Origin of the sequence: Mycolicibacterium grossiae, assembly GCF_008329645.1 — a bacterium.
In the GTDB taxonomy this organism is placed as follows: Bacteria; Actinomycetota; Actinomycetes; order Mycobacteriales; family Mycobacteriaceae; genus Mycobacterium; species Mycobacterium grossiae.
On record NZ_CP043474.1, the window covers coordinates 3,287,153 to 3,310,419 of the forward strand.

Sequence of the window (23,267 nt, forward strand, 5' to 3'; positions counted from 1 at the left end):
CTCGTCGGCCCGAGAACGCGACGCCATGGTGGCCACCACGGCGCAGCAGCCTCGGATCAGGCTCCTGACCAGCGGTCATGGGCTGCCATTGGGGTATGGTGTAATTGGCAACACAGCGGTTTCTGGTACCGCCATTCTAGGTTCGAGTCCTGGTACCCCAGCCAATGCGGCGATTAGGTCGGCGTGGTCTCACCCGCTATGCTGACCGTCGCAGAAAGTTCTAGCCCCCGTCGTCTAGCGGCCTAGGACGCCGCCCTCTCACGGCGGTAGCGTGGGTTCGAATCCCATCGGGGGTACGCGTGAAGCGCCCGTCCACTCGGACGGGCGCTTCTTTCGTCGAAGGGCCGTTCGCGGCCCGGGTTCGTCGAGCGCCGTTCACGGCCCGGGTTCGTCGAGCGCCGTGTCACAGTCGGCGGGTCAGCGCGTCGGCGGCAGCCAGCAGATCGGCCGCCCAGCGCGCGCCGGGGCGGCGGCCCATCCGGTCGATCGGCCCCGACACCGACACCGCGGCGATCACGGCGCCGCGGCCGTCGCGCACGGGTGCCGAGACGCTCGCCACGCCGGGCTCGCGCTCCGCGGCGCTCTGGGCCCACCCACGCCTGCGGACCTCGGCGAGCGTGCGCTCGCTGAACGAGGCGTTCGGCAGCACGGCCTGCTGCGTCGCGGCATCGCTGTAGGCGAGCAGCACCTTGGCCCCCGAGCCGGCCGTCATCGGCATGCGGGTGCCGACGGGAACGGTATCCCGCAGCCCGGCAGGCGGTTCCAGCGCGGCCACACACACCCGCGACGTGCCCTCGCGGCGGTAGAGCTGAATGCTCTCGCCGGTGATCTCGCGCAGCCGCGGAAGCACCGCGGCGCCGGCGGCCAGCAGGGGATCGTTGACGTGAGCGGACAGTTCGGTGAGTGCGGGGCCCAGGCGCCAGCGGCCCTCGGCATCGCGAGCGAGCAGCCGGTGCACCTCGAGGCCGGCGGCCAGCCGGTGCGCCGTGGCCCGCGGCAGCGTCGTCCGCTCGCACAGTTCGGCCAGGTTGCACGGCGACTCGGCCACCGCATGCAGGACTCCCACGGCTTTGTCGAGGACGCCGATACCGCTATCCTGTCTCACAGGGAGATACTAGCGTCCCGCATGGTGAGATAGCCAGCCCTTCACCTGCGGACCGCTCGAAGGACGCACACATGACCGATGCATCGCGCACGCCACGCACCATGGCCGAGAAGGTCTGGGCCGACCACGTCGTCGTCCCCGGCTCCGGCGAGGGCGCCTCGCGGGAACCCGATCTCATCTACATCGATCTGCACCTCGTGCACGAGGTCACCAGCCCGCAGGCCTTCGACGGCCTGCGGCTCGCCGGCCGCCCGGTCCGCCGCCCGGACCTCACGATCGCGACCGAGGACCACAACGTGCCGACCGTCGACATCGATCAGCCCATCGCCGATCCGGTGTCGCGCACCCAGGTCGAGACGCTGCGGCGCAACTGCGAGGAGTTCGGCATCCGGCTGCACCCGATGGGCGACGCCGAGCAGGGCATCGTGCACATCATCGGACCGCAGCTCGGTCTGACCCAGCCCGGCACCACGGTCGTCTGCGGCGACAGCCACACCTCGACCCACGGCGCCTTCGGCGCGCTGGCGATGGGCATCGGCACGAGCGAGGTCGAGCACGTGCTGGCGACGCAGACGCTTCCGCTGCGGCCGTTCAAGACGATGGCGGTCAACGTCGACGGTGAGCTGCCCGAGGGTGCCAGCGCCAAGGACATCATCCTCGCCGTGATCGCGAAGATCGGCACCGGCGGCGGCCAGGGGCACGTCATCGAATACCGCGGCAGCGCCATCGAATCGCTGTCGATGGAGGGCCGCATGACGATCTGCAACATGAGCATCGAGGCCGGCGCGCGCGCCGGCATGGTGGCGCCCGACGAGACCACGTTCGCCTTCCTGAAGGGCCGTCCGCACGCGCCGACGGGCGCCGACTGGGATGCGGCGGTCCAGGCGTGGAGTGCGCTGCGCACCGACGAGGGTGCCGAATTCGACACCGAGGTCTACATCGACGCGAGCACGTTGAGCCCCTTCGTCACGTGGGGCACCAACCCGGGGCAGGGCATTCCGCTGAGCGCCTCGGTGCCGGACCCCGAGCTGATGTTCGACGAGGGCGAGCGGCAGGCGGCCGAGAAGGCGTTGGCCTACATGGACCTTCGCCCCGGCACCCCGATGCGCGACGTCGCCGTCGACGCGGTCTTCGTGGGATCGTGCACCAACGGCCGGATCGAGGATCTGCGCGTGGTCGCCGAGGTCCTGCGCGGCCGCACGGTGGCCGACGGCGTCCGAATGCTGGTGGTGCCCGGCTCGATGCGGGTGCGCGCGCAGGCCGAGGCCGAGGGTCTCGGCGAGGTGTTCACCGCCGCCGGCGCCGACTGGCGGCAGGCCGGCTGCTCGATGTGCCTCGGCATGAACCCGGATCAGCTCGCGCCGGGGGAGCGTTGCGCGTCGACGTCCAACCGCAACTTCGAGGGCAGGCAGGGCAAGGGCGGTCGCACCCACCTGGTCTCGCCGGCGGTGGCGGCGGCCACGGCCGTGCGCGGCACCCTGTCCTCCCCGGCCGACCTGCCCGCCGTCGCGAATCGTTAGGAGTACCCGTGGAAGCCTTCAGCACGCACACCGGAATCGGCGTCCCGTTGCGCCGATCCAACGTCGACACCGACCAGATCATCCCGGCGGTGTACCTCAAGCGGGTCACCCGAACGGGTTTCGAGGACGGCCTGTTCGCCGCCTGGCGCAACGACCCGTCCTTCATCCTCAACCAGTCGCCGTTCGACCGCGGGTCGGTTCTGGTGGCGGGGCCGGACTTCGGCACCGGCTCCTCCCGCGAGCACGCGGTGTGGGCCCTGATGGACTTCGGCTTCCGGGTCGTCATCTCGTCCCGCTTCGCCGACATCTTCCGGGGCAACGCGGGCAAGGCGGGTCTGTTGGCCGCCGAGGTGGCTCGCGATGATGTGGAACTCCTGTGGAAGCTCATCGAGCAGAACCCGGGTCTGGAACTCACTGTGAATCTGAAGGATCGGACGGTGACCGCCGGAACGGTCATGGTGCCGTTCACGATTGATGACTACACCGCATGGCGGCTGCTCGAAGGACTCGACGATATAGGCCTTACGCTGCGCAAACAGGACGAGATCGCCGCATTCGAGGCACGTCGGCCGGGCTGGAAACCGCGCACTCTGACCTCCTGACGGGCAGTGCCGCGGGGCCGAAATCTCGGCCCCGCAACCCCGTTCTGAGACTGCCGTACCACAGCCCATGTGGGGCAATCGGATTGCCAAGGGGCCTCTCAGCTACGCCCGAAATTGGGCGTGGCTCTTGGATATCTGCAGCCTGAGGGTTTACCGTGGGCTCTAGTCGGTCCAAGGTGGGCCACTGGCTTCGGAGGTTTCGAATGAACAAGGCAGAGCTCATCGACGTCCTCACGGACAAAATGGGCACCGATCGTCGGCAGGCAACTGCCGCCGTGGAGAACGTCGTCGACACGATCGTGCGCGCCGTCCACAAGGGCGACAGCGTGACGATCACCGGCTTCGGCGTCTTCGAGCAGCGTCGCCGTGCGGCCCGCGTGGCGCGCAACCCCCGCACCGGTGAGACCGTCAAGGTCAAGCCCACCTCGGTGCCCGCGTTCCGGCCCGGCGCTCAGTTCAAGGCGGTCGTGTCTGGCGCACAGAAGCTCTCGGCCGACGGTCCCGCGGTGAAGCGCGGTGCGAGCACCGCCACCGCGCGCAAGACCGCCGCGAAGAAGGCCCCGGCCAAGAAGGCGACGCCCGCCAAGAAGGCCGCGCCCGCCAAGAAGGCGACCGCCACGAAGGCCACCGCCACCAAGGCGACCCCGGCCAAGAAGACCACGGCCACCAAGGCGACCCCGGCGAAGAAGACCACCGCCACGAAGGCCACCGCCACCAAGGCGACCCCGGCCAAGAAGACCACGGCCACCAAGGCGACCCCGGCGAAGAAGACCACCGCCGCGAAGTCCACCGCCGCGAAGGCCACCGCCACGAAGGCCAGCCCGGCCAAGAAGACCACCGCCACCAAGGCGACTCCGGCCAAGAAGGCTGCGCCCGCGGCGAAGAAGACCGCACCCGCGGCCAAGAAGGCGCCGGCGAAGAAGGCCGCACCGGCCAAGCGCGGCCGCAAGTAACCGGCTGACCGACCGAAGCCGGGTCCACCGGCACGCAGCGCGCCGCGGATCGCCCGTCGATCCGCGGCGCGTCGTCGTGTGGGGAGGCCCTAGGCGTCGTGCCTGGCCAGGGGGCTGCCGATGTGATCGGCGGCCACCAGCACGCCGTCGGCCAGCGACAGCACCCAGACGCTGCCCTTGCGGTTGCGCGACTTGTCCGCCTTGATCCCGTGGCGCGCGCACCACCACGCGATGAGGTCCGGAATCACCTTGCCCTGCGTGCAGATAACGGGCGTGCCGTCGGACGTGGCGATCTCGGTGAGGCGGCGCCGGCCGGCCTCGGGATCCGAGGCGTAGTCCTCCTCGGTCAGCGTCGGCTCGTCGGCGATGGTGACGCCGAGTTCCTCGGCGAGCGGTTCGAGCGTCTGCGCACACCGTACTCGTGGCGCCGCATACAGTTCGGTGGCGCCGAAGGCGAGCAGCAGTCCGACCAGCGATTCCGCCTGCGCCCTGCCCTTCTTGTCCAGCGGCCGCTTGCGGTCGTCGCCCTTGTAGCGTGACTTGCTGCCGGCGACGCCGTGCCGCACGACCAGCACGGTGCGGGTGTCCGCGGGCGCCTTGGCGAAGCGGCGCAGCACCTTCCGGTCGAGCGGATATCCGAGCCGTTTCATCGCCGCCGGCACGGGCAGCCAGAGCAGTTCGTCGACCTCGTCGTTGGCGACGAACTCGCCGCCGATCGCCCGCGCCGCCCAGAACCGGACCTTCTTGGTGCCGTGGGCGACCGGGTAGCTCACCGTCGTCAGGCGCCGGCCGAGTTCGGCCGCGTAGCCGGTCTCCTCGCCGATCTCCCGGACCGCCGCGACCGCCTCGGTCTCACCGGGGTCGAGTTTGCCCTTCGGCAGCGACCAGTCGTCGTACCGCGGCCGGTGCACGACCGCGACTTCCGTCGTGCCGGCCTCGTCGCGCCACAGCACTCCGCCGGCGGCCAGCACCGTGGCGCTGCCCGAGCCCTTCTTCGCCACTGAACTCCCTGTCGGTCACGATCCAAAACGGGGTCGGACGGCACTCAGTGGTGCCGGTGGGAATCCATCAGCGACACCTGGTGATCCCGCACCGTCTGGCCCTCGTGGGGCAGGGCCGTCCAGCGACCGTCGGCACCGAGTTCCCAACACCTGGTGGCCGGATCGAGGGCGGAGGTGAAGACGTCGTTCAGCTGCGAGGTCAACCTCGGATCCTTCACCTGTGCCATCACCTCGACGCGGCGGTCGAGATTGCGGTGCATCATGTCGGCGCTGCCGATCCAGAACTCATCGATGGCGTTGAAGTGAATGATGCGTGAATGCTCCAGGAAGCGGCCGAGGATCGACCGCACGACGACGTTCTCGGAGAACCCCTCCGCGCCCGGCCGCAGCGCGCAGATCCCGCGCACCACGACCTCGACACGGACACCGGCTTGCGACGCCCGGTAGAGCGCGTCGATCACCTGCTCGTCCACCAGCGCGTTGGCCTTCAACCGGATCCGGGCGTCGGCGCCGTCGCGATGGGCGGCCACCTCCCGCTCGATGCGTTCGATGATGCCCTTGCGCACGCCGTGCGGCGCCACCAGCAGGTTGCGGTAGGAGACCTTGCGCGAGTACCCGGTCAGCGAGTTGAACAGGTCGGTGAGGTCGGCGCCGATGTCGGGTGCGGCGGTCAGCAGGCCGACGTCCTCGTAGAGCCGGGCGGTCTTCGGGTTGTAATTGCCGGTGCCGATGTGGCAGTACCGGCGGATCGCCGAGCCCTCCCGGCGTACCACCAACGCCGTCTTGCAGTGCGTCTTCAGGCCGATCAACCCGTAGACGACGTGCACGCCCGCCTGCTCCAGTGCCCGCGCCCACTTGATGTTGGCCTGTTCGTCGAAGCGCGCCTTGATCTCGACGAGCGCGACCACCTGCTTGCCCGCCTCGGCGGCGTCGATGAGCGCGTTGACGATCGGCGAGTCACCCGAGGTGCGGTACAGCGTCTGCTTGATCGCCAGGACGTTGGGATCGGCGGCGGCCTGCTCGATGAAGCGCTGCACCGTCGTCGAGAACGAGTCGTAGGGGTGGTGCACCAGCACGTCGCCGTCGCGCAGCGTGGCGAAGATGCTCTTGGGCGTCTCGCGCTCGCCGAAGGCGGGCGGCGTCGCCGGGACGAACGGCCGGTCCTTCAATTCCGGACGGTCCACGCCGTAGATCTGCCACAGTGACGAAAGGTCGAGCAGCCCGGGCACTTCGATGACGTCGCCGGGATGCACGTCGAGTTCGCGCAGCAGCAGCTCCAACATGTGCTCGGTCATGTCGTCGGCGATCTCGAGCCGGACCGGGGACCCGAAGCGCCGGCGGGCCAGTTCGCGCTCGAGGGCCTGCAGCAGGTCCTCGTCGCGGTCCTCCTCGACCTCGAAGTCCGCGTTGCGGGTGATCCGGAACGCGTGGTGCTCGACGATCTCGAGGCCGGGGAACAGCACGTCGAGGAAGGCCGCGATGAGTTCCTCCATCGGCAGGAACCGGATCTGGGTGCGGCCCTCGTCGTCGTCGCGCGGACGCAGTTCGACGAAGCGGTCGACGTTGTCGGGCACCTTGATTCGGGCGAAGTGCCGGGTGCCATCGTCGGGCTGGCGGACGGTGATGGCCAGGTTGAGGCTCAGACCGCTGACGAACGGGAACGGGTGCGCCGGGTCGACCGCCAGCGGGGTGAGGACCGGGAACACCTGCTCGTGGAAGTAGGTGGAGAGCCGGTCGCGCTCGGAGGCGTCCAACTCGCTCCACGTCACGATGACGATGCCCTGCTCGGCGAGCGCCGGGCGCACCAGCTCACCGAACACGGTGGCGTGGCGGGTGGCGATCTGCTGCGTGCGTTCGCCGATGCGGCGCAACTGCTCGCGCGGCGACAGCCCGTCGGCCGACCGCACCGACAGACCCATCTCGTCGCGGCGCTTCAGGCCGGCGACGCGCACCATGTAGAACTCATCGAGATTCGAGGAGAAGATCGCCAGGAACTTGGCCCGTTCGAGCAGCGGCAGTGACGGGTCCGCGGCGAGCGCGAGGACGCGGGCGTTGAAGTCCAGCCAGCTGAGTTCGCGGTTGAGGTAGCGGTCGTCGGGCAGCGGTTCGGGAAGGTTGGGGTCGACCGCGTCGGCGGTCGCCGCCGGCGGTGCCTCCGGTGCCGTGCTTTCCGACACCCACTCGGCGTCGGCGGTTCGGGTCTCGGCTTCGGTCACGTCAGCGATCATCCACCATGGCCGGGCGGCGACGCTAGGCGGCGAGGTCACCGGTCGGCGCCGGGAACCTCCATGTCGACCACCGTTCGCTTGGTGGCCATCCCCACGCCCAGTTGCAGGGCGGCGGCCAGGTCGTCGGGGGTGTCGATGTCGCACCGCAGACCCGGCCACTCGCGGGTGAGGGCCACGGCCCCCGAATCGCGGTGACGCCGAGCGGAATCCGTGCCGAACAGGGGCTCGAGCGGCGCGCCGAACGCGAACAGGGCCGCGGTGCCGTTGCCGTGCCGGTCGCCGACGAAGCTGCGCGGGTGTGCGCGGGCGGCGGACACCGCCTGTGCCAGTTCACGGGCCTGCAGCGCGGGCAGGTCGCCCTGCAGCACCGCAACGTCGTCGGTGGTCGCGCGCACCGCATTCTCGGCGGCGCGCAGCGCGGCGTTGAGCGGGTCGGCGTGCCCGGCGGGGGTGGGGTCGTGCAGGACGCGCGCCCCCAGCGTGCGCGCGGCGTCGGCTGCGTCGTCATCGGGGGTGACCACCGTGATCGAACGCACCGCGGGAACCGCTTGTGCGGCGGTGATGGTGTCGGCCAGCATGGCGAGCACCAGTGCGGCACGGGCGGGCGCCGGATAGACCGACGCTAGCCGTGTCTTGGCCGCCGAGAGCCGCTTGACCGCGATGATCAACCCGACCTCGGTCGACGCTCGGGGGGCGGTGCCGCTCATGCCCGCCATCCTGCCAGCAGCAGCGGTTCGCGATGCGCGTCCACGCATGGAGAAACCCGCAGCGGCTAGATTCATTCCCGTGGTGAACGCGGCGGTGATGGGGGCGGGGGCCTGGGGTACGGCTCTGGCGAAGGTGCTCGCCGACGCGGGCAACGAGGTCACGCTGTGGACGCGCCGCGCCGACGTCGCCGACGAGATCACGTCGACGCACCGCAACACCGGGTACCTCGGCGACGTGACGCTCCCGGCATCCATCCGCGCGACCAGCGATGCGGCCGACGCGCTGGCTGGTGCGTGCACGGTGCTGCTGGCGGTGCCGTCGCAGACGCTGCGCGACAACCTCGGGCGGTGGCGGCCGCACCTCGCCGACGACACCACCCTGGTGAGCGTCGCGAAGGGCGTCGAACTCGAGACGCTGCTGCGGATGAGCCAGGTCATCGCGCAGGTCACCGATGCCGCGCCGGGCCGCATCGCGGTGATCACCGGCCCCAACCTCGCCAGCGAGATCGCCGACGAGCAGCCTGCGGCGACCGTCGTCGCGTGCGCGGACTCCGGACGCGCCGTCGCGTTGCAGCGGGCGCTGTCGACCGGATACCTGCGGCCCTACACCAACTCCGACGTGATCGGCGCCGAAGTCGGTGGCGCCTGCAAGAACGTCATCGCGCTGGCCTGCGGCATGGCGGCCGGCGTCGGGCTGGGGGAGAACACCGCCGCGGCGATCATCACCCGCGGGCTCGCGGAGATCATGCGGCTGGGCATCGCGCTGGGTGCCAAGGCCACGACGCTCGCAGGCCTCGCCGGCGTCGGCGACCTGGTCGCCACGTGTACCTCGCCGCACTCGCGCAACCGGGCCTTCGGCGAGCGGCTCGGCCGGGGCGGGACCATGGCCAGCGCGCTGGCCGCAGCCGGCGGCCACGTCGCCGAGGGCGTGACGTCCTGCCGATCGATCCTGGCGCTGGCGTCGAGCTACGACGTGGAGATGCCGCTCACCGACGCCGTCCACCAGGTGTGCCACGCGGGCCTGTCGGTCGAATCCGCGGTGGCCCTGCTGCTCGGTCGCAGCACGAAGCCGGAGTAGCGCGGTGGACGGCCGCCTCGGTGACTCCACCCGCAGCGTTCTCGCCGCGGGGTCCGCCGCCGAGCCCGGACGCCCGGTCACGCCGCCGCCCGTGCCCGCCGCCGCCTACCACCTCTCGCCGGACGAGTCCGCGCCGATCGACACCTACGGGAGGGCCTCCAATCCCACGTGGCGTCAGTTCGAATCCGCGCTCGCCGATCTCGAGGGCGCCACGTCGGCATTGAGTTTCGCGTCCGGCATGGCGGCCATCACCGCCGCCCTGCGGGTGGTGGCGACGCCGGGATCGACGCTCGTGGTGCCCGCCGACGGGTACTACCAGGTGCGCCGCTACGCCGCCGAGAGTCTCGCGCCGCGCGGCGTCACGGTGCGCGAGGCCGTCGCCGCCGACATGTGCGACGCCGCCCGTGGTGCGGACGTCGTGATCGCCGAAACCCCGGTGAATCCCACCCTCGACGTCGTGGACCTGCATCACCTGGCGACGGTGTGCCGCAGCCGGGATGCGATCCTGCTGGTCGACAACACCGCGCCGACGCCGCTGGGCCAACAGCCGCTGTCGCTGGGTGCCGACCTCGTCGTCGCCAGCGCCACCAAGGGACTCTCCGGCCACAGTGACCTGCTCGCCGGTTACGTTGCGGGCAGCCGCCCCGAACTGATGGCCGCCGTCGAACGCGAACGTCTGCTCGGCGGAGCGGTTCTCGGCACCTTCGAGGCGTGGCTCGCCCTGCGCAGCCTCGGGAGCGCCGGGCTGCGCATCGAGCGGCAGTGCGCGAACGCGATGGCGGTCGCGCTGCTGCTCCGTCGCCACCCCGCGGTGACCGCGGTGCGCTACCCGGGCCTGCCCGAGGACCCCGCCCACGCCGTGGCGGCCGCGCAGATGAAGCGGTTCGGCGGTCTGGTGTCGGTGGAACTCGCCGACGCCGACGCCGTGCACGCCCTGGCTGCCCGCAGCGCGCTGCTCGTCGCCGCCACCAGCTTCGGCGGCCTGCACACGTCCATCGACCGGCGCGCCCGGTGGGGCGACCCCGTCGGCGCGGGTTTCGCCCGGCTGTCGATGGGCATCGAGGACACCGACGACCTGCTGGCCGATCTGGAGCAGGCGCTGGCCTGAGCGGTCACGCCGGCCCGACCGGTAGCCTCTGCAGGTTGTGACTGGCCGCATCCGCGTCGCCGTCGTCTACGGCGGCCGCAGCTCCGAGCACGCGATTTCGTGTGTGTCCGCAGGCAGCATCCTGCGCAACCTCGATCCCGAACGCTTCGAGGTGGTGGCCGTCGGCATCTCACCGGAGGGCTCGTGGTTGCTGACCGACGGACGGCCGGAGACCCTCGCGATCACCGACGGGCGGCTGCCCGGCGTGAGCACCGACTCGGGCACGGCACTGGCCCTGCCCGCCGACCCGTCGCTGCGCGGCCAGCTGGTCGCCATCGGCGCCGGCGACGTCCTCGCCGCCGTCGACGTCGTCTTCCCGGTGCTGCACGGCCCCTACGGGGAGGACGGCACGATCCAGGGCCTGCTCGAACTCGCGGGCGTGCCGTACGTCGGCGCCGGCGTGCTCGCCAGTGCTGCGGGCATGGACAAGGAGTTCACCAAGAAGCTGCTCGCCGCCGAGGGCCTGCCGATCGGCGACCAGGTGGTGCTGCGGCCGGGGGTGCCGACCGTCACCCTCACCGAGCGCGAACGCCTCGGTCTGCCGGTGTTCGTCAAACCGGCCCGCGGCGGATCCTCGATCGGCGTCAGCCGCGTCACCGCCTGGGATCAGTTGCCCGCCGCCATCGACGCGGCCCGCAGGCACGACCCCAAGGTCATCGTCGAGGCCGCCGTGCCCGGCCGTGAACTCGAGTGCGGCGTCCTGGAATTCCCGGACGGCTCGCTGCGGGCCAGCACGGTCGGCGAGATCCGGGTGGCGGGCGTGCGCGGCCGCGAGGACGGCTTCTACGACTTCGAGACCAAGTACCTCGACGACGCCGCCGAACTCGACGTACCGGCCAAGGTCGACGACGACGTGGCCGACGCGATCCGCGATCTCGCGATCCGGGCGTTCCGGGCCATCGACTGCCAGGGACTGGCCCGCGTCGACTTCTTCCTCACCGACGACGGCCCGGTGATCAACGAGATCAACACCATGCCCGGGTTCACCACCATCTCGATGTACCCGCGGATGTGGGCGGCGAGCGGCGTCGACTACCCGACGCTGCTGGCGACGATGGTCGACACCGCCCGCGCGCGCGGCACCGGTCTGCGCTGACGCCTCAGCCCGCGGGCCCCGGTGACGGCGTCACCCGCGGCAGGGCGGCTGCCACGGACTCGGAGACCAGCTGGATCGGCGTCGGCCCCGAACCGTCGGGCAGCGTCAACGCGACGTAGGTGGGCCGGTCGACCGCGATCCACGTGGTGCGGCCCGGCTCGCCGACCCGGAACCAGCTCACCTCGTCGACGACCTGCACCGGCGTCCCCGCGACGAAGTCGAGCGGGCGTTCCAGCCCGCAGCGCAGCACCACCGCCTCGGACCGACCGTCGGCCTGCCACGCCGCCGCGCCGACCGGCGCCGGATCGACCAGTTCGGCGCGGTGATAGTCGCCGAGGTCGGCGGGCAGGGCGGCGAGCAGCGCCCGGCAGGCGTCGCCCCCGGCCTGAGGCGCGGGGACGGTGACCAGCGCGACGGGCTGGGGCCGCTCGGAGCGCACCCGCACCGCGGCGACCACCAGCACGCCGACCACCGCAGCGACCGCGAGGACGACGGCGGCGATCAGGACCCCACGCGGGGGACCGTCGGACGGGGCGTCGGGTGCGCTCGGTGCGGTCACCCGGACGACTCTAGGACCCGACGGGACAGGTCAGGGTCCGGGTGATCCCGGTGACCTGCTGCACCTTCGGCACGACCGACGTGGTCAGTTCGTCGAGGGTTGCGGCGCCCACCCGGGCCACGACGTCGTAGGGCCCGGTGACGTACTCCGAGGACAGCACGCCGGACAGGGCGGCCAACTGCTTGGCGACCACCTCGGCACGTCCCACCTCGGTCTGGATCAGCACGAACGCCTCGACCACCCGCTGTCTCCTCCGTTCCGCTGCCTAGACTCGGGCCAAACCTACCGCAGGTCGCGCGGGTGTTCAGGGCACGACGAACGGAGGCGGCATGACCGGCGAGCAGCCGCCCACCCTCGCCGGCGTCGGCGAGTTCGGCGTGATCGCCCGGCTCGTCGCCGGCCGCACGCAGCCTGCGGCGGTGCAGGTGGGGCCCGGTGACGACGCGGCGGTGCTCCGGCTCGCCGACGGTCGTGTGGTGGTGTCCACCGACATGCTCGTCGAGCACCGGCACTTCCGGCTGGACTGGTCGACCCCGTACGACGTCGGCCGCAAGGCCATCGCGCAGAACGCCGCCGACGTCGAGGCGATGGGCGCGACACCCGTTGCGTACGTGGTCGGCTTCGGTGCTCCCGCGGACACCGCCGTCGATGCGGCAGCCGCACTGTCCGACGGCATGTGGGCCGAGGCCGGCCGGACCGGGGCGGGCATCGTCGGCGGCGACCTGGTGGCCGCCGAGCAGTGGGTGCTCTCGGTGACCGTGCTCGGCGACCTCGGGCGCCGCGCGCCGGTGCTGCTCGACGGTGCCCGCCCCGGCGACGCCGTCGCCGTCGTCGGTGACCTCGGCTCGTCGGCGGCCGGGTATGCGTTGTGGCGCAACGGCGTTCGCGACGGCGCGTTCGAGGGGTTGCGGGCGCGGCACCTGGTGCCTGAGGTGCCCTATGGTCGGGGTGCTGGCGCCGCGGACGCCGGCGCACGCGCCATGACCGACGTGTCGGACGGGCTGCTGGCCGACCTGGGTCACGTCGCCGAGGCGTCCGGGGTCGCGATCGACGTCGAGACGGCCGCGCTGCGCGCCGAGCACGCGGACCTGGCCGCGGCGGCCGCGGCCACCGGCGAGGACGCGTGGGCGTGGGTGCTGGCCGGCGGCGAGGACCATGCGCTGGTCGCCACGTTCGGCCATGCCCCGCCTGCCGGTTGGCGACGCATCGGCACCGTGCGCGACGGTGCGGGCGTCACGGTCGACGGCGCGCCGTGGCGCGGGAACGCGGGCTGGCAGTCGTTCTGAGGGCGGCGACCGCTAGGTTGACCCACCATGGTCGCTCGCCCCCTGGAGGACATCGTCGAACCCGGCTGGGCCCGCGCCCTGCACCCCGTCACCGATCAGGTGGCGGCGATGGGGGAGTTCCTGCGCGACGAACTGGCGGCGGGCAGGCGGTACCTGCCTGCGGGGGAGAACGTGCTGCGGGCGTTCTCCTTCCCGTTCGACGCGGTGCGGGTGCTGATCGTCGGACAGGATCCCTACCCCACGCCCGGGCACGCCGTGGGACTGAGCTTCTCGGTGGCCGCCGACGTCCGGCCGCTGCCGCGCAGCCTGGACAACGTCTTCAAGGAGTACGCCGCCGACCTCGGTCACGACCTGCCGAGCAGCGGCGACCTGACGCCGTGGTCGGAACGGGGCGTCATGCTGCTCAACAGGGTCCTGACGGTGCAGCCCGGAGCGCCGGCGTCGCACCGTGGCAAGGGCTGGGAGGCGGTGACGGAGTGCGCGATCCGCGCGCTGGCGGCGCGACCGGCACCGCTGGTGGCGGTGCTGTGGGGGCGCGACGCGGCGACGCTGAAGCCGATGTTGACCGGCGAGCGGTGCCGCACGATCCAATCGGTGCACCCGTCGCCGCTCTCGGCGTCGCGGGGTTTCTTCGGCTCGCGCCCGTTCAGCCGCACCAACGCGTTGCTGGCGGAGCTGGGCGCCGAACCGATCGACTGGCGGTTGCCCTGACGGGCGCCGCCGAGGCGGCGAACGTCAGCCGCGGGCGACCTTGCCGGCCTTGATGCACGACGTGCAGACGTTGACACGCCTGCGGTTGCCGCCCGGACGGTCCACGGCGCGCACCGTCTGGATGTTCGGATCCCAGCGGCGGCTGGTCCGGCGATGGGAGTGCGACACCGACTTGCCGAAGCCGGGGCCCTTCCCGCAGATCTCGCAGACGGCAGCCATGTAGAACTCCTCAATCAGTACTTGGGGTCTCCGGTCCGCTCCCCGCGACCACGCGCGGGTCGAACCGACAACCAAGACAGAATACCGGGCGGGGTGGTGATCGCCAAAACGGCGTCCCCACCGTGCCCGACCCGCGCGAATGCCGCGCGGCCCTGTCAGCGTAGATGGCTAGGCTCACACCGGACACCGAGCGAGGAGGTGCGATGTCGGCGGACGTGCTCGACGCCACCACCTTGCGTCGCTGGGCCCACGCCGCCGTCGAGGCGCTGAGCGCCCACGCCGACGAGATCAACCGGCTGAACGTCTTCCCGGTCGCCGACGCCGACACCGGCACCAACATGCTGTTCACCGTCCGGGCGGCCGCGGCGCACGCCGACGGCGCCGGCGGCGGCGTCGCCGAGGTGACCGCCGCCCTGTCCGCCGGGGCGCTGCAGGGCGCACGGGGCAACTCCGGGGTGATCCTGTCGCAGATCTTCCGCGGCATGGCCGAGGTGACCGCTCGGGCCGCCGCCGAGCGCGGCGGGGACCTCGCGGCGATCGACGGCGCGCTGTTCGCCGCGGCGCTGCGGCACGGCGTCGGACTGGTCGTCGCGTCGGTCGGCGAGGTCGTGCCCGGCACCATCACCTCCGTGCTGCAGGCCGCCGCCGACACGGCGGAGGACACCGCCGGTGACCACATCGGGCTCGCGGACGTCGTCGCCGCGGCGGCCGAGGCCGCGTGCGACGCGCTGGACCGCACGCGCGAACAACTCGACGTCCTCACCCGCGCCGGGGTCGTCGACGCGGGCGGCCGCGGGCTGGTGGCGCTGCTCGACGCGCTCTCCGTCGCGCTCACCGGCCACGCCCCGCACCGCCGCCGCTACGAGGCCGCGGCGGTCGCGCCGTCCGCCGGGCCGGCGTCCGCGCCGCAGTTCGAGGTGATGTACCTGCTCGACGAATGCGACCATGCGGCGGTGCACACCCTGCGCGCGCGGCTGGAGCGCCTGGGCGACTCGATCGTCATCGCCGCCTCCGGCGGCGGGGTTGCGGCAGCCGCCTCCAGCGGCGGGGTCGCGCCCGCGGCTTCCGGCGGTGTGGCGCAGCGCTTCTCGGTCCACGTGCATGCGGACGACGCGGGTGCGGCGGTCGAGGCCGCGCTCGATCTCGGCCGTCCCAGCGCCATCCAGATCACCGCGCTGACCGTGGCGCCCGAGCCGGACCCGGCCGCGCGCCGGCGCGCGGTCCTCGCGGTGGTCGACGGCGACGGTGCCCGTGAGCTGTTCGCCGGCGAGGGCGCCGCGGTGTTGCCCGTCGGGGCCGACGCCCCGGTGCGCGCGCACCACCTGCTGCGGGCCCTCGTCGACAGCGGCGCCGGGCAGGTCATGGTGTTGCCGAACGGCTACGTCGCGGCCGAGGAACTCGTCGCCGGCTGCACCGCGGCCACGGCGCGCGGCATCGAGGTCGTGCCGGTGCCCGCGGCGTCGATGGTGCAGGGTCTCGCCGCCCTGGCCGTGCACGATGCCGAGCGCGCCGCCGTCGATGACGGCTACACCATGGCGCGCGCCGCGGCCGGCGCGCGGCACGGCTCGGTGCGGCTCGCCACCGAGGACGCGCTCACCTGGGCGGGCGCGTGCACACCCGGTGACGGGCTCGGCATCTCGGCCGACGAGGTGCTCATCGTGGGTCCCGACGTCGTCGCCGCCGGGGCCGGGCTGATCGACCTGCTGCTGATGTCCGGCGGTGAACTGGTCACCGTCCTCACCGGGCGCGACGTGGCTCCGGAGGTCGGCGAGGCGCTGCGGGCCCACGTGCACCGCGAGCACCTCGGGGCCGAACTGGTCACCTATCACACCGGGCACCGCGGCGACCTGCTGCTGATCGGGGTGGAGTGACGTGGTCGCCCTCACCGACTCGCTGACCCACGTCGTCGGCGCCAAGGCCGCCGCGGCGCTCGAGGAGCACCTCGGCATCGTCACCGTCGACGACCTGCTGCGCCACTACCCGCGGACCTACAACAAGGGCACCACGGTGCTCGACGACACCGAGGCCGAACCGCTCCGGGTGGGCGATCACGTCACGTTCGTCGACACCATCGCCCAGGCGGACGTGCGCCTGACCAAGCAGCGCAAGCAGTACCTGGTGATCACGCTGCGCGACCGCAAGCCGAAGGTCACCGCCACCTTCTTCAACGCGCACTACCTGAAGAAGACGCTGGTCACCGGGACGCAGCTGATGCTGTCCGGGGAGGTCGGCTTCTTCCGCGGCAACATGCAGCTGACCCACCCCGCGTTCGTGGTGCTCGACGACGCCGGCAACGTCAAGACGGGTTCGCGGGAACTGACCGCCATGGCCGCCGGCGCCGACGGCGGCGTCGACGTCACCAACCTCAGCCGCGACTTCTTCCCCATCTACAAGGCCACCGCCAAGGTGCAGAGCTGGGACCTGTTCGCGTGCGTGCGGCAAGTGCTCGCCGTGCTCGACCCGGTCCCCGACCCGCTGCCCGCGGAGATCGTGCGCCGGCACGACCTGATGAGCGAGGACGCGGCACTGCGCGCGGTGCACCTCGCGGAGAACAAGCTCGACCGGGACCGCGCCCGGGAACGGCTGACGTTCGACGAGGCCATGGGGCTGCAGTGGGCGCTGGTGGCGCGGCGCAACGGCGAGCTGAGCGTCGCGGCGCCGCCCGCGCCGCCGCAGCCGGGCGGCATCGCCGACGCCCTGCGCGAGCAACTGCCCTTCGACCTGACCGAGGGACAGCGCTCGGTGCTCGACGTGCTGCGCTCCGAGCTGTCCGCCACCACGCCGATGCACCGGATGCTGCAGGGCGAAGTGGGGTCCGGCAAGACCATCGTCGCGCTGCTGGCGATGGCGCAGATGGTCGACGCCGGATACCAGTGCGCGCTGCTCGCGCCGACGGAAGTCCTTGCGACGCAACACGCCCGCTCGATCCGCGACGTGCTCGGGCCGCTCGCGCGCGCAGGCGAGTTCGACGGCGTCGAGTCGTCGACCCGGGTGGCGCTGCTCACCGGGTCGATGACGTCGCCGCAGAAGCGCGAGATGCGCGAGGAGATCGCGAGCGGCGAGGCGGGCATCGTCGTCGGCACGCACGCGCTCATCCAGAAGACCGTCGAATTCCGCAATCTCGGCCTGGTGGTGGTCGACGAGCAGCACCGCTTCGGCGTGGACCAGCGGGACCGATTGCGCGCCAAGGCGATCGGGCACACCCCGCACCTGCTGGTGATGACCGCCACGCCGATCCCGCGGACCGTCGCGCTCACGGTCTACGGCGACCTGGAGACCTCGGAGCTGCGCGAGCTGCCCCGCGGTCGGCAGCCGATCGCCACCAATGCCATCTTCGTCACCGAGCAGAAGTCGTGGCTGCCGCGCGCGTGGCAGCGCATCCGCGAGGAGGTGGCGGCGGGCCGGCAGGCCTACGTCGTCGCCTCCCGCATCGACGAGTCCGACGACGACGGCGGCGGGGGCGGCAAGGACTCCGACGAGGGCGGTCCGCCGCCGGTGACGGTGGTCGAGCTGTACGACGGGCTGCGGGCCGGTGAGCTGGCCGGGCTGCGGCTCGGGCTCATGCACGGGCGGCTGTCGGGGGAGGAGAAGGACGCCGTGATGACGGCGTTCCGCGACGGCCACGTCGACGTGCTGGTGTGCACCACGGTCATCGAGGTGGGCGTCGACGTGCCCAACGCGACGGTGATGCTCGTCATGGACGCCGACCGCTTCGGCATCAGCCAGCTGCACCAGCTGCGGGGGCGCATCGGTCGCGGCCAGTACCCCAGCCTGTGTCTGCTGGCCACCCGGCTGCCGCAGTCCTCGAAGGCCGGGGCGCGGTTGCAGGCCGTGGCCGCCACCCTCGACGGGTTCCGGCTCGCCGATCTCGACCTCGCCGAGCGCCGCGAGGGCGACGTGCTGGGGCTCTCGCAGAGCGGACGGCCCATCACCTTGAAGCTGCTGTCGCTGCACGACCACCGCGAGGTCATCGAGACCGCGCGCGAGTACGCCCAGGCCATCTACGACGATCCCGACGAGCGCTACCACCCGGGCATGGAGATCCTCGCCGCGCCGTTCGTGGCCGGTGAGCGGGTCACGTTCCTGGACAAGGCATGACGCGCAGCTGGTGGCTGATCGCCGCCGTCGCGCTGGCCGTGGTGGTGGCCGTACAGGTGGTCTCCGCCGAGCGGCACGACGCACCGTTCATCGCCCGTGCCGACGTCCCGACCGTGGCCCCCGGCGTCGACGTCCTGGCCGGCGTCGCCGTCATCCCGGCGCGCGTGCGCGCACACGACTACCGTCGTGCGGCGTTTGGCGAATCGTGGACCGACGACACCACCGCCCCCGGCGGGCACAACGGCTGCGACACCCGCAACGACGTCCTCGATCGCGACCTCACCGACAAGACCTACGTGTCGATCTCGCGCTGCCCGACGGCCGTGGCGACCGGCGTGCTGCACGACCCGTACACCAGCGCCGTCGTCGACTTCACCCGCGGCAACCAGATCGGCGCCTCGGTGCAGATCGACCACCTGGTGCCGCTGGCGCTCGCCTGGGATCTCGGCGCCCGTGACTGGACCGACGAGACGAGGGTGCGATTCGCCAACGATCCGGCGAACCTGATCGCCGTGGCGGGCCAGGCCAATCAGGACAAGGGCGACGCGGAGCCGGCCGACTGGATGCCGCCGAACCGGGCGTTCTGGTGCCAGTACGCGGTGCAGTTCGCCGAGGTGCTGCGCGGCTACGCGCTGCCCATCGACGCGTCGTCGGCGACCGTGCTGCGCGATGCCGCGGCGACCTGCCCGACGGGCTAACCGGTGTAGGTCTCGGGATCCGGACGGAAGCGGGTGCCGTCGTCGAGGGCGTTGAGCGCGTCCATGTGCTCGCCGGTCAGCTCGAAGTCGAAGACGTCGAAATTCTCCGCGAGGCGCTCGGGCTTGCTCGACCGGTAGATGACGACGTTGCCGAGCTGCAGGTTCCACCGGATCAGCGCCTGGGCCGGGGTCTTGCCGTACGCCTGCGCGACGGAGGTGACGGTCGGATTCTCGATGAGCCTGCCCACGCCGAGCGGCCCGTACGCCTCGGTGACGATGCCGTGTTCGGCGTTGGCGGCGCGCAGGGCGGCCTGGTTCAGCTGCGGGTGCAGCTCGATCTGGTTGACCGCGGGCACGAAGAAGGCCAGGTCGATCACGGTGGAGACGTCCTCGGCCGTGAAGTTCGCGACGCCGATGGACTTCGCGTTGCCCAGTTCCTTCTGCTTCATCAGGCCGCCCCAGCTGTCGACGTACTTGCTGGGATTGCCCGCGGGCCAATGGATCAGATAGAGGTCGACGTACTCCTGACCGAGCCGTTCCAGGCTGGCGGCCAACGCGTCCTGGCTCGCCTGGTAGCCCTGGTCGGGGGTGGCCAGCTTGGTGGTCAGGAAGATCTCGGCGCGAGGGATGCCCGACGCGGCGATGGCGCGGCCCACGGCGGCCTCGTTGCCGTAGGCGGCGGCCGTGTCGATCGACCGGATGCCGATCTCCAGCGCGGCCGACACCGCGCGCTCGGCCTCGTCCTCGCTCAGCTCGCCGACGCCGATGCCGAGCACCGGCATGGTGTTGTCGTCGTTGAGGCTCGCGTTGGGGATGCCTGCCGCCGAAGTCATGTTCTTCCTACCCTTTGAAGTTGAACGTGCGTGGATCGGGACCCAGCCGCGTGCCGTCCTCCAACGAGGCGATCGAGGCCATGTCCTCGTCGCTCAGGTCGAAGTCGAACACGTCGAAGTTGCTGACGATGCGTTCGGGATTGACCGATTTCGGGATGACGATATTACCGAGGTGCAGGTGCCACCTAATCAGAACCTGCGCTGGCGTTTTGCCGTGGGCGTCGGCGATCGAGGTCACCGCGGGGTGGCTCAGCAGCGAACCCTGCCCCAGCGGGCTCCACGCCTCGGTGGCCACGCCGAGTTCGGCGTGCACCTCCCGCAGCGCCTGCTGCGGCAGCAGCGGATGGAGCTCCACCTGGTTCACCGCGGGCACGATGCCGGTCGCGTCGATCACCGCCCGCAGGTGCTCGGGCTCGAAGTTGCTCACCCCGATCGACGTGATGCGGCCCTGCTCGCGCAGGTGGGCGAACGCCTTGAACGTGTCGACGAAGGCGTCGACCTCCGGCATCGGCCAATGGATGAGATAGAGGTCGAGGCGCTCGAGGCCGAGCTTCGCCATGCTGGCGTCGAAGGCGCGCAGCGTCGAGTCGTAACCCTGCTCGGAGTTCCACAGCTTGGTCACCACGTAGACCTCGTCGCGGGCCAGACCCGAGGCGGCGACGGCGCGCCCGACGCCTTCCTCGTTGCCGTACGCCGCCGCCGTGTCGACGTGCCGGTAGCCTGCCGAGAGCGCCGCGCCGACCGCGCGCTCGGTCTCGTCCGGGGGCGTCTGCCACACCCCCAGCCCCACCGCGGGGATGGACTGGCCGTCGATGAGCGTGATGGAGGGAGCAGTCGCCATGACCACGAGTCTGCCAGCCGAGCCGGTGCGCATCGCCGACCCCGGGGCCGGTCGTCCGGGCCCCGCCAAGCTGGCCCTGCTGAACGCCGTCAGCGGCGTGCTGGTGCCGTTGGTCGCCCGCATCCCCGAGCCGGTGAAGCGCGGCCTGCTCGGCGGGCGCCGGGTGACGCTGGACGGCAACACCCTCGACACCACGCTGCAGCTGGTCCTCGGCGTGCAGAACGCCTCCGGCGTCAGCGGACTGGTCGCCAGCGACGACGTCACCGTGGCCCGCGCCCAGCTGCGCGCGCTCGCGAAGAAGATCGATCCCGCGATCGCGGTCGACGTCGCGGAGCTGACCGTCCCCGGGCCGGCCGGCGACCTCGGCGCCCGGCACTACGCGCCGCCCGGGAGCACCGGCGGTGAGCCGCTCCTGGTGTTCTTCCACGGCGGCGGCTTCGTGGTCGGCGACCTCGACACCCACGACGCGCTGTGCCGCCTGCTGTGCCGCGACGCCGGCGTGCACGTCCTGTCCGTCGACTACCGGCTGGCCCCCGAACACAAGGCGCCTGCCGCCGGCGAGGACTGCTACGCCGCCTACCGCTGGGCCGTGGCGCACGCCGCGGACCTGGGCGCCGACCCCGCGCGCATCGCGGTCGGCGGTGACAGCGCCGGCGGCAACCTCGCCACCGTGGTGTGCCAGACGGCCCGGGCCGCCGGCGACGTGCCCCTGCCCGCGCTGCAGCTGCTCATCTACCCCGCGACGAACTTCGCCGAGGACACCCGCTCCAAGACGCTGTTCGCCGAGGGCTTCTTCCTCACCAAGCCACACATGGACTGGTTCCGGGACAACTACCTGCTGGGCGCTTCGGTCGACGTCGCCGATCCGCGCATCTCCCCGCTGCTGGCCGACGACCTCTCCGGGCTGCCGCCCGCGATCGTCGTCACCGCAGGCTTCGACCCGCTGCGCGACGAGGGCAACCGCTACGCCGACGCGCTGGCGGCAGCCGGGGTGCCCGTCGACCGGCGCGAGTACGGCTCGCTGGTGCACGGCTTCGCCAACTTCTTCGCCATGGGCGGCGGCAGCGCCACCGCCACCGCCGACGTGGCGGCGGCCCTGCGGGCCCACCTGAGCGGGTCCTGAGAGGTCGGACGGGCACGTCAACGCCGCCGGTGCCCGCCGGTACCCTGTGAACCGTGGCCAACAAACCCAAGAAGAACGCCAGCTACGACCTGAAGGCTGCCGATCGCAAGCGCAACCTGCTGATCCAGATCGGGCTGACGGCCGTCGTGGTGGTCTTCGCGGTCGCCCTGGTGCTGACCATCGTGCTGAACGCGAAGGACAAGCCGGGCGCCGGGGAGAGCAAGGCGATCCGGGTGGCCGCGGCCAACGTCGCGACCAAGGAGGGCAGCAGCGACCCGAAGGTCGTCCTGAGCATGTACGAGGACTTCCTCTGCCCGGTCTGCGGCCGCTTCGAGCAGACGTTCGGCCCCACGATCACCTCGCTGGTCGACAGTGGCGCCATGGCGATCGACTACAACATGGTGGCCATCCTCGACCGGCCGGCGAACGACAACTACTCCTCTCGGGCCGGTGCCGCGGCGTACTGCGTCGCCGACGAGTCCAACGAGGCGTTCCGCCGCTTCCACGCCGCGCTCTACGCCCAGCAGCCCAGTGAGACGGGCTCGACCTTCCCGACCGACCAGCAGCTGATCGAGACCGCGCGGCAGGCCGGCGCGGGCGGCTCGGTGCCGGACTGCATCACCAGCGGCAAGTACGTCAAGATGGTCGAGGGCCTCGCGTCGGCCACCGGCATCAACGCCACGCCCACCGTGCGGATCAACGGCGAGGACTACCAGTACTCGACCCCCGACGCGCTGGTCGCCAAGGTCAAGGAACTCGCCGGGGACGTCCCGGGTGCCTCGGCGGTACCGCCGGCGCCCGCCCCCACCCAGCCCGGCGGCGCGCCGACCGCGCCATGACCGTCACCGCACCGGAGGCCACCCCGGCCGACGCATCGGCCACCCCGCCGGTCCGCGTCGGACGGGCCAGCGCGGTATGGATCCTCGTCGCCGGCGTCGTCGGCTTCGTGGCGGCGTTCACGCTCACGGTCGAGAAGATCGAGATCCTGATCAACCCGGCTTACGTCCCGTCCTGCAGCATCAACCCGGTGCTGTCCTGCGGGTCGGTGATGGTCACGCCGCAGGCCGCGGTGTTCGGCTTCCCGAATCCGCTGATCGGCATCGTCGCCTTCACCGTCGTCATCGTCACCGGCGTCCTCGCGGTGGCGAGAGTCAGCCTGCCGCAGTGGTATTGGGTGGGCCTGGCGGTCGGCACACTGCTCGGTGTGGTGTTCGTGCACTGGCTGATCGTGCAGAGCCTCTACCACATCGGCGCGCTCTGCCCGTACTGCATGGTGGTCTGGGCGGTGACCATCCCGCTGTTCACCGTGGCCGCGTCGATCGCGCTGCGCCCGCTGGCCGCGAACCCCGTCGCGCGGCTCGTGCACCAGTGGCGGTGGTCGCTGGTCGCGCTGTGGTTCACCGCACTGATCCTGATGATCCTGGTGCGGTTCTGGAACTACTGGTCGACGCTCATCTGAGGC

Annotated in this window: 23 protein-coding genes and 2 tRNA genes; 16 read left to right on the forward strand and 9 right to left on the reverse strand. The window is 71.7% G+C overall.

The features are described from left to right. The first annotated feature begins 89 nt into the window (after positions 1 to 89). Together FZ046_RS15770 and FZ046_RS15775 are read left to right on the forward strand one after the other, a co-directional pair. Positions 90 to 164: transfer RNA gene (locus FZ046_RS15770), tRNA-Gln, on the forward strand. Positions 165 to 223: 59 nt separating this feature from the next. Next, positions 224 to 296, forward strand: a tRNA-Glu gene (locus tag FZ046_RS15775). A gap of 107 nt (positions 297 to 403) precedes the next feature. Here the strand turns inward: FZ046_RS15775 and FZ046_RS15780 are convergent. After that, a complete protein-coding gene (locus tag FZ046_RS15780) occupies positions 404 to 1,105 on the reverse strand; it encodes an IclR family transcriptional regulator (RefSeq protein ID WP_070352193.1) in 702 nt (233 codons plus the stop codon). 71 nt (positions 1,106 to 1,176) lie between these two features. Between FZ046_RS15780 and leuC the strand changes: the two genes are divergently transcribed. From leuC to FZ046_RS15795, 3 genes are all read left to right on the forward strand, one after another. Beyond that, positions 1,177 to 2,625, forward strand: coding sequence for a 3-isopropylmalate dehydratase large subunit (gene leuC, locus FZ046_RS15785; protein WP_070352194.1), 1,449 nt, complete (start codon positions 1,177 to 1,179; stop codon positions 2,623 to 2,625). An 8-nt stretch (positions 2,626 to 2,633) separates the two neighbouring features. Further along, entirely contained in the window at positions 2,634 to 3,227 is a 594-nt protein-coding gene (leuD, locus tag FZ046_RS15790) for a 3-isopropylmalate dehydratase small subunit (RefSeq protein WP_070352195.1), read from the forward strand. A 203-nt stretch (positions 3,228 to 3,430) separates the two neighbouring features. Continuing rightward, positions 3,431 to 4,180: an HU family DNA-binding protein gene (locus FZ046_RS15795; protein WP_070352196.1), complete on the forward strand. Its 750-nt coding sequence runs from the start codon at positions 3,431 to 3,433 to the stop codon at positions 4,178 to 4,180. Between the two features lie 89 nt (positions 4,181 to 4,269). On the opposite strand, the gene mutT1 is transcribed toward FZ046_RS15795, so the two are convergent. The 3 genes from mutT1 to cofC are packed head-to-tail and all read right to left on the reverse strand — an operon-like array spanning position 4,270 to position 8,116. Next, positions 4,270 to 5,181 (reverse strand): 8-oxo-(d)GTP phosphatase MutT1, encoded by a 912-nt coding sequence (gene mutT1, locus FZ046_RS15800; RefSeq protein ID WP_070352197.1) that lies wholly within the window; start codon positions 5,179 to 5,181, stop codon positions 4,270 to 4,272. 44 nt (positions 5,182 to 5,225) lie between these two features. Beyond that, complete coding sequence (locus FZ046_RS15805) at positions 5,226 to 7,397, reverse strand: RNA degradosome polyphosphate kinase (protein WP_070352233.1); 2,172 nt, start codon at positions 7,395 to 7,397, stop codon at positions 5,226 to 5,228. A 47-nt stretch (positions 7,398 to 7,444) separates the two neighbouring features. Continuing rightward, positions 7,445 to 8,116, reverse strand: coding sequence for a 2-phospho-L-lactate guanylyltransferase (cofC, locus tag FZ046_RS15810; RefSeq protein WP_070352234.1), 672 nt, complete (start codon positions 8,114 to 8,116; stop codon positions 7,445 to 7,447). A gap of 79 nt (positions 8,117 to 8,195) precedes the next feature. Here cofC and FZ046_RS15815 point away from each other — a divergent pair, with 79 nt between their 5' ends. Genes FZ046_RS15815 through FZ046_RS15825 form a run of 3 tightly spaced genes read left to right on the forward strand, consistent with a single transcriptional unit; the run spans position 8,196 to position 11,437 of the window. Then, positions 8,196 to 9,194, forward strand: coding sequence for an NAD(P)H-dependent glycerol-3-phosphate dehydrogenase (locus tag FZ046_RS15815; RefSeq protein ID WP_070352198.1), 999 nt, complete (start codon positions 8,196 to 8,198; stop codon positions 9,192 to 9,194). Between the two features lie 4 nt (positions 9,195 to 9,198). Then, positions 9,199 to 10,302 (forward strand): cystathionine gamma-lyase, encoded by a 1,104-nt coding sequence (locus tag FZ046_RS15820; protein ID WP_070352199.1) that lies wholly within the window; start codon positions 9,199 to 9,201, stop codon positions 10,300 to 10,302. A 37-nt stretch (positions 10,303 to 10,339) separates the two neighbouring features. Next, positions 10,340 to 11,437, forward strand: coding sequence for a D-alanine--D-alanine ligase family protein (locus FZ046_RS15825; protein ID WP_070352200.1), 1,098 nt, complete (start codon positions 10,340 to 10,342; stop codon positions 11,435 to 11,437). 4 nt (positions 11,438 to 11,441) lie between these two features. Here FZ046_RS15825 and FZ046_RS15830 read toward each other — a convergent pair whose 3' ends face one another. Together FZ046_RS15830 and FZ046_RS15835 are read right to left on the reverse strand one after the other, a co-directional pair. Continuing rightward, the gene (locus tag FZ046_RS15830; protein WP_070352201.1) at positions 11,442 to 11,996 is read right to left on the reverse strand and encodes a DUF3515 domain-containing protein; all 555 of its coding nucleotides are present in this window, start codon (positions 11,994 to 11,996) and stop codon (positions 11,442 to 11,444) included. Positions 11,997 to 12,006: 10 nt separating this feature from the next. After that, a complete protein-coding gene (locus FZ046_RS15835) occupies positions 12,007 to 12,237 on the reverse strand; it encodes an Lrp/AsnC ligand binding domain-containing protein (RefSeq protein ID WP_070352202.1) in 231 nt (76 codons plus the stop codon). Between the two features lie 88 nt (positions 12,238 to 12,325). On the opposite strand from FZ046_RS15835, the gene FZ046_RS15840 reads away from it, so the two are divergent. Continuing rightward, complete coding sequence (locus FZ046_RS15840) at positions 12,326 to 13,282, forward strand: thiamine-phosphate kinase (protein WP_070352203.1); 957 nt, start codon at positions 12,326 to 12,328, stop codon at positions 13,280 to 13,282. Positions 13,283 to 13,309: 27 nt separating this feature from the next. Further along, positions 13,310 to 13,993 (forward strand): uracil-DNA glycosylase, encoded by a 684-nt coding sequence (locus FZ046_RS15845; RefSeq protein WP_070352204.1) that lies wholly within the window; start codon positions 13,310 to 13,312, stop codon positions 13,991 to 13,993. Positions 13,994 to 14,017: 24 nt separating this feature from the next. Here FZ046_RS15845 and rpmB read toward each other — a convergent pair whose 3' ends face one another. Then, entirely contained in the window at positions 14,018 to 14,212 is a 195-nt protein-coding gene (gene rpmB, locus FZ046_RS15850; protein WP_070352205.1) for a 50S ribosomal protein L28, read from the reverse strand. A gap of 203 nt (positions 14,213 to 14,415) precedes the next feature. Between rpmB and FZ046_RS15855 the strand changes: the two genes are divergently transcribed. The 3 genes from FZ046_RS15855 to FZ046_RS15865 are packed head-to-tail and all read left to right on the forward strand — an operon-like array spanning position 14,416 to position 19,008. Continuing rightward, positions 14,416 to 16,083 (forward strand): DAK2 domain-containing protein, encoded by a 1,668-nt coding sequence (locus FZ046_RS15855; RefSeq protein WP_070352206.1) that lies wholly within the window; start codon positions 14,416 to 14,418, stop codon positions 16,081 to 16,083. Between the two features lies 1 nt (position 16,084). Continuing rightward, a complete protein-coding gene (gene recG, locus FZ046_RS15860; RefSeq protein ID WP_070352207.1) occupies positions 16,085 to 18,310 on the forward strand; it encodes an ATP-dependent DNA helicase RecG in 2,226 nt (741 codons plus the stop codon). Next, the gene (locus FZ046_RS15865; RefSeq protein ID WP_070352208.1) at positions 18,307 to 19,008 is read left to right on the forward strand and encodes an HNH endonuclease family protein; all 702 of its coding nucleotides are present in this window, start codon (positions 18,307 to 18,309) and stop codon (positions 19,006 to 19,008) included. Before recG ends, FZ046_RS15865 begins: the two co-directional genes overlap by 4 nt. On the opposite strand, the gene FZ046_RS15870 is transcribed toward FZ046_RS15865, so the two are convergent. Then, entirely contained in the window at positions 19,005 to 19,841 is an 837-nt protein-coding gene (locus FZ046_RS15870) for an aldo/keto reductase (protein ID WP_070352209.1), read from the reverse strand. The two genes, FZ046_RS15865 and FZ046_RS15870, sit on opposite strands and share 4 nt — an antisense overlap. A 7-nt stretch (positions 19,842 to 19,848) precedes the next feature. Continuing rightward, a complete protein-coding gene (locus tag FZ046_RS15875; protein WP_070352210.1) occupies positions 19,849 to 20,682 on the reverse strand; it encodes an aldo/keto reductase in 834 nt (277 codons plus the stop codon). Here FZ046_RS15875 and FZ046_RS15880 point away from each other — a divergent pair. Genes FZ046_RS15880 through FZ046_RS15890 form a run of 3 tightly spaced genes read left to right on the forward strand, consistent with a single transcriptional unit; the run spans position 20,681 to position 23,264 of the window. After that, complete coding sequence (locus FZ046_RS15880; protein ID WP_070352211.1) at positions 20,681 to 21,805, forward strand: alpha/beta hydrolase; 1,125 nt, start codon at positions 20,681 to 20,683, stop codon at positions 21,803 to 21,805. The two genes, FZ046_RS15875 and FZ046_RS15880, sit on opposite strands and share 2 nt — an antisense overlap. 53 nt (positions 21,806 to 21,858) lie before the next feature. Further along, complete coding sequence (locus FZ046_RS15885) at positions 21,859 to 22,644, forward strand: DsbA family protein (protein ID WP_070352212.1); 786 nt, start codon at positions 21,859 to 21,861, stop codon at positions 22,642 to 22,644. After that, positions 22,641 to 23,264, forward strand: coding sequence for a vitamin K epoxide reductase family protein (locus tag FZ046_RS15890; protein ID WP_070352213.1), 624 nt, complete (start codon positions 22,641 to 22,643; stop codon positions 23,262 to 23,264). The genes FZ046_RS15885 and FZ046_RS15890 overlap by 4 nt, the downstream gene beginning before the upstream one ends. Positions 23,265 to 23,267 lie beyond the last annotated feature (3 nt).

Bases quoted from the DNA above. Each gene is read 5' to 3' on its own strand.
- FZ046_RS15845 (WP_070352204.1), top strand. From the start codon at position 13,310: ATGGTCGCTCGCCCCCTGGAGGACATCGTCGAACCCGGCTGGGCCCGC.
- FZ046_RS15855 (WP_070352206.1), top strand. From the start codon at position 14,416: ATGTCGGCGGACGTGCTCGACGCCACCACCTTGCGTCGCTGGGCCCAC.
- FZ046_RS15890 (WP_070352213.1), top strand. From the start codon at position 22,641: ATGACCGTCACCGCACCGGAGGCCACCCCGGCCGACGCATCGGCCACC.
- FZ046_RS15865 (WP_070352208.1), top strand. From the start codon at position 18,307: ATGACGCGCAGCTGGTGGCTGATCGCCGCCGTCGCGCTGGCCGTGGTG.
- FZ046_RS15795 (WP_070352196.1), top strand. From the start codon at position 3,431: ATGAACAAGGCAGAGCTCATCGACGTCCTCACGGACAAAATGGGCACC.
- rpmB (WP_070352205.1), bottom strand. From the start codon at position 14,212: ATGGCTGCCGTCTGCGAGATCTGCGGGAAGGGCCCCGGCTTCGGCAAG.
- FZ046_RS15870 (WP_070352209.1), bottom strand. From the start codon at position 19,841: ATGACTTCGGCGGCAGGCATCCCCAACGCGAGCCTCAACGACGACAAC.
- leuC (WP_070352194.1), top strand. From the start codon at position 1,177: ATGACCGATGCATCGCGCACGCCACGCACCATGGCCGAGAAGGTCTGG.
- FZ046_RS15875 (WP_070352210.1), bottom strand. From the start codon at position 20,682: ATGGCGACTGCTCCCTCCATCACGCTCATCGACGGCCAGTCCATCCCC.
- cofC (WP_070352234.1), bottom strand. From the start codon at position 8,116: ATGAGCGGCACCGCCCCCCGAGCGTCGACCGAGGTCGGGTTGATCATC.
- FZ046_RS15840 (WP_070352203.1), top strand. From the start codon at position 12,326: ATGACCGGCGAGCAGCCGCCCACCCTCGCCGGCGTCGGCGAGTTCGGC.
- FZ046_RS15880 (WP_070352211.1), top strand. From the start codon at position 20,681: ATGACCACGAGTCTGCCAGCCGAGCCGGTGCGCATCGCCGACCCCGGG.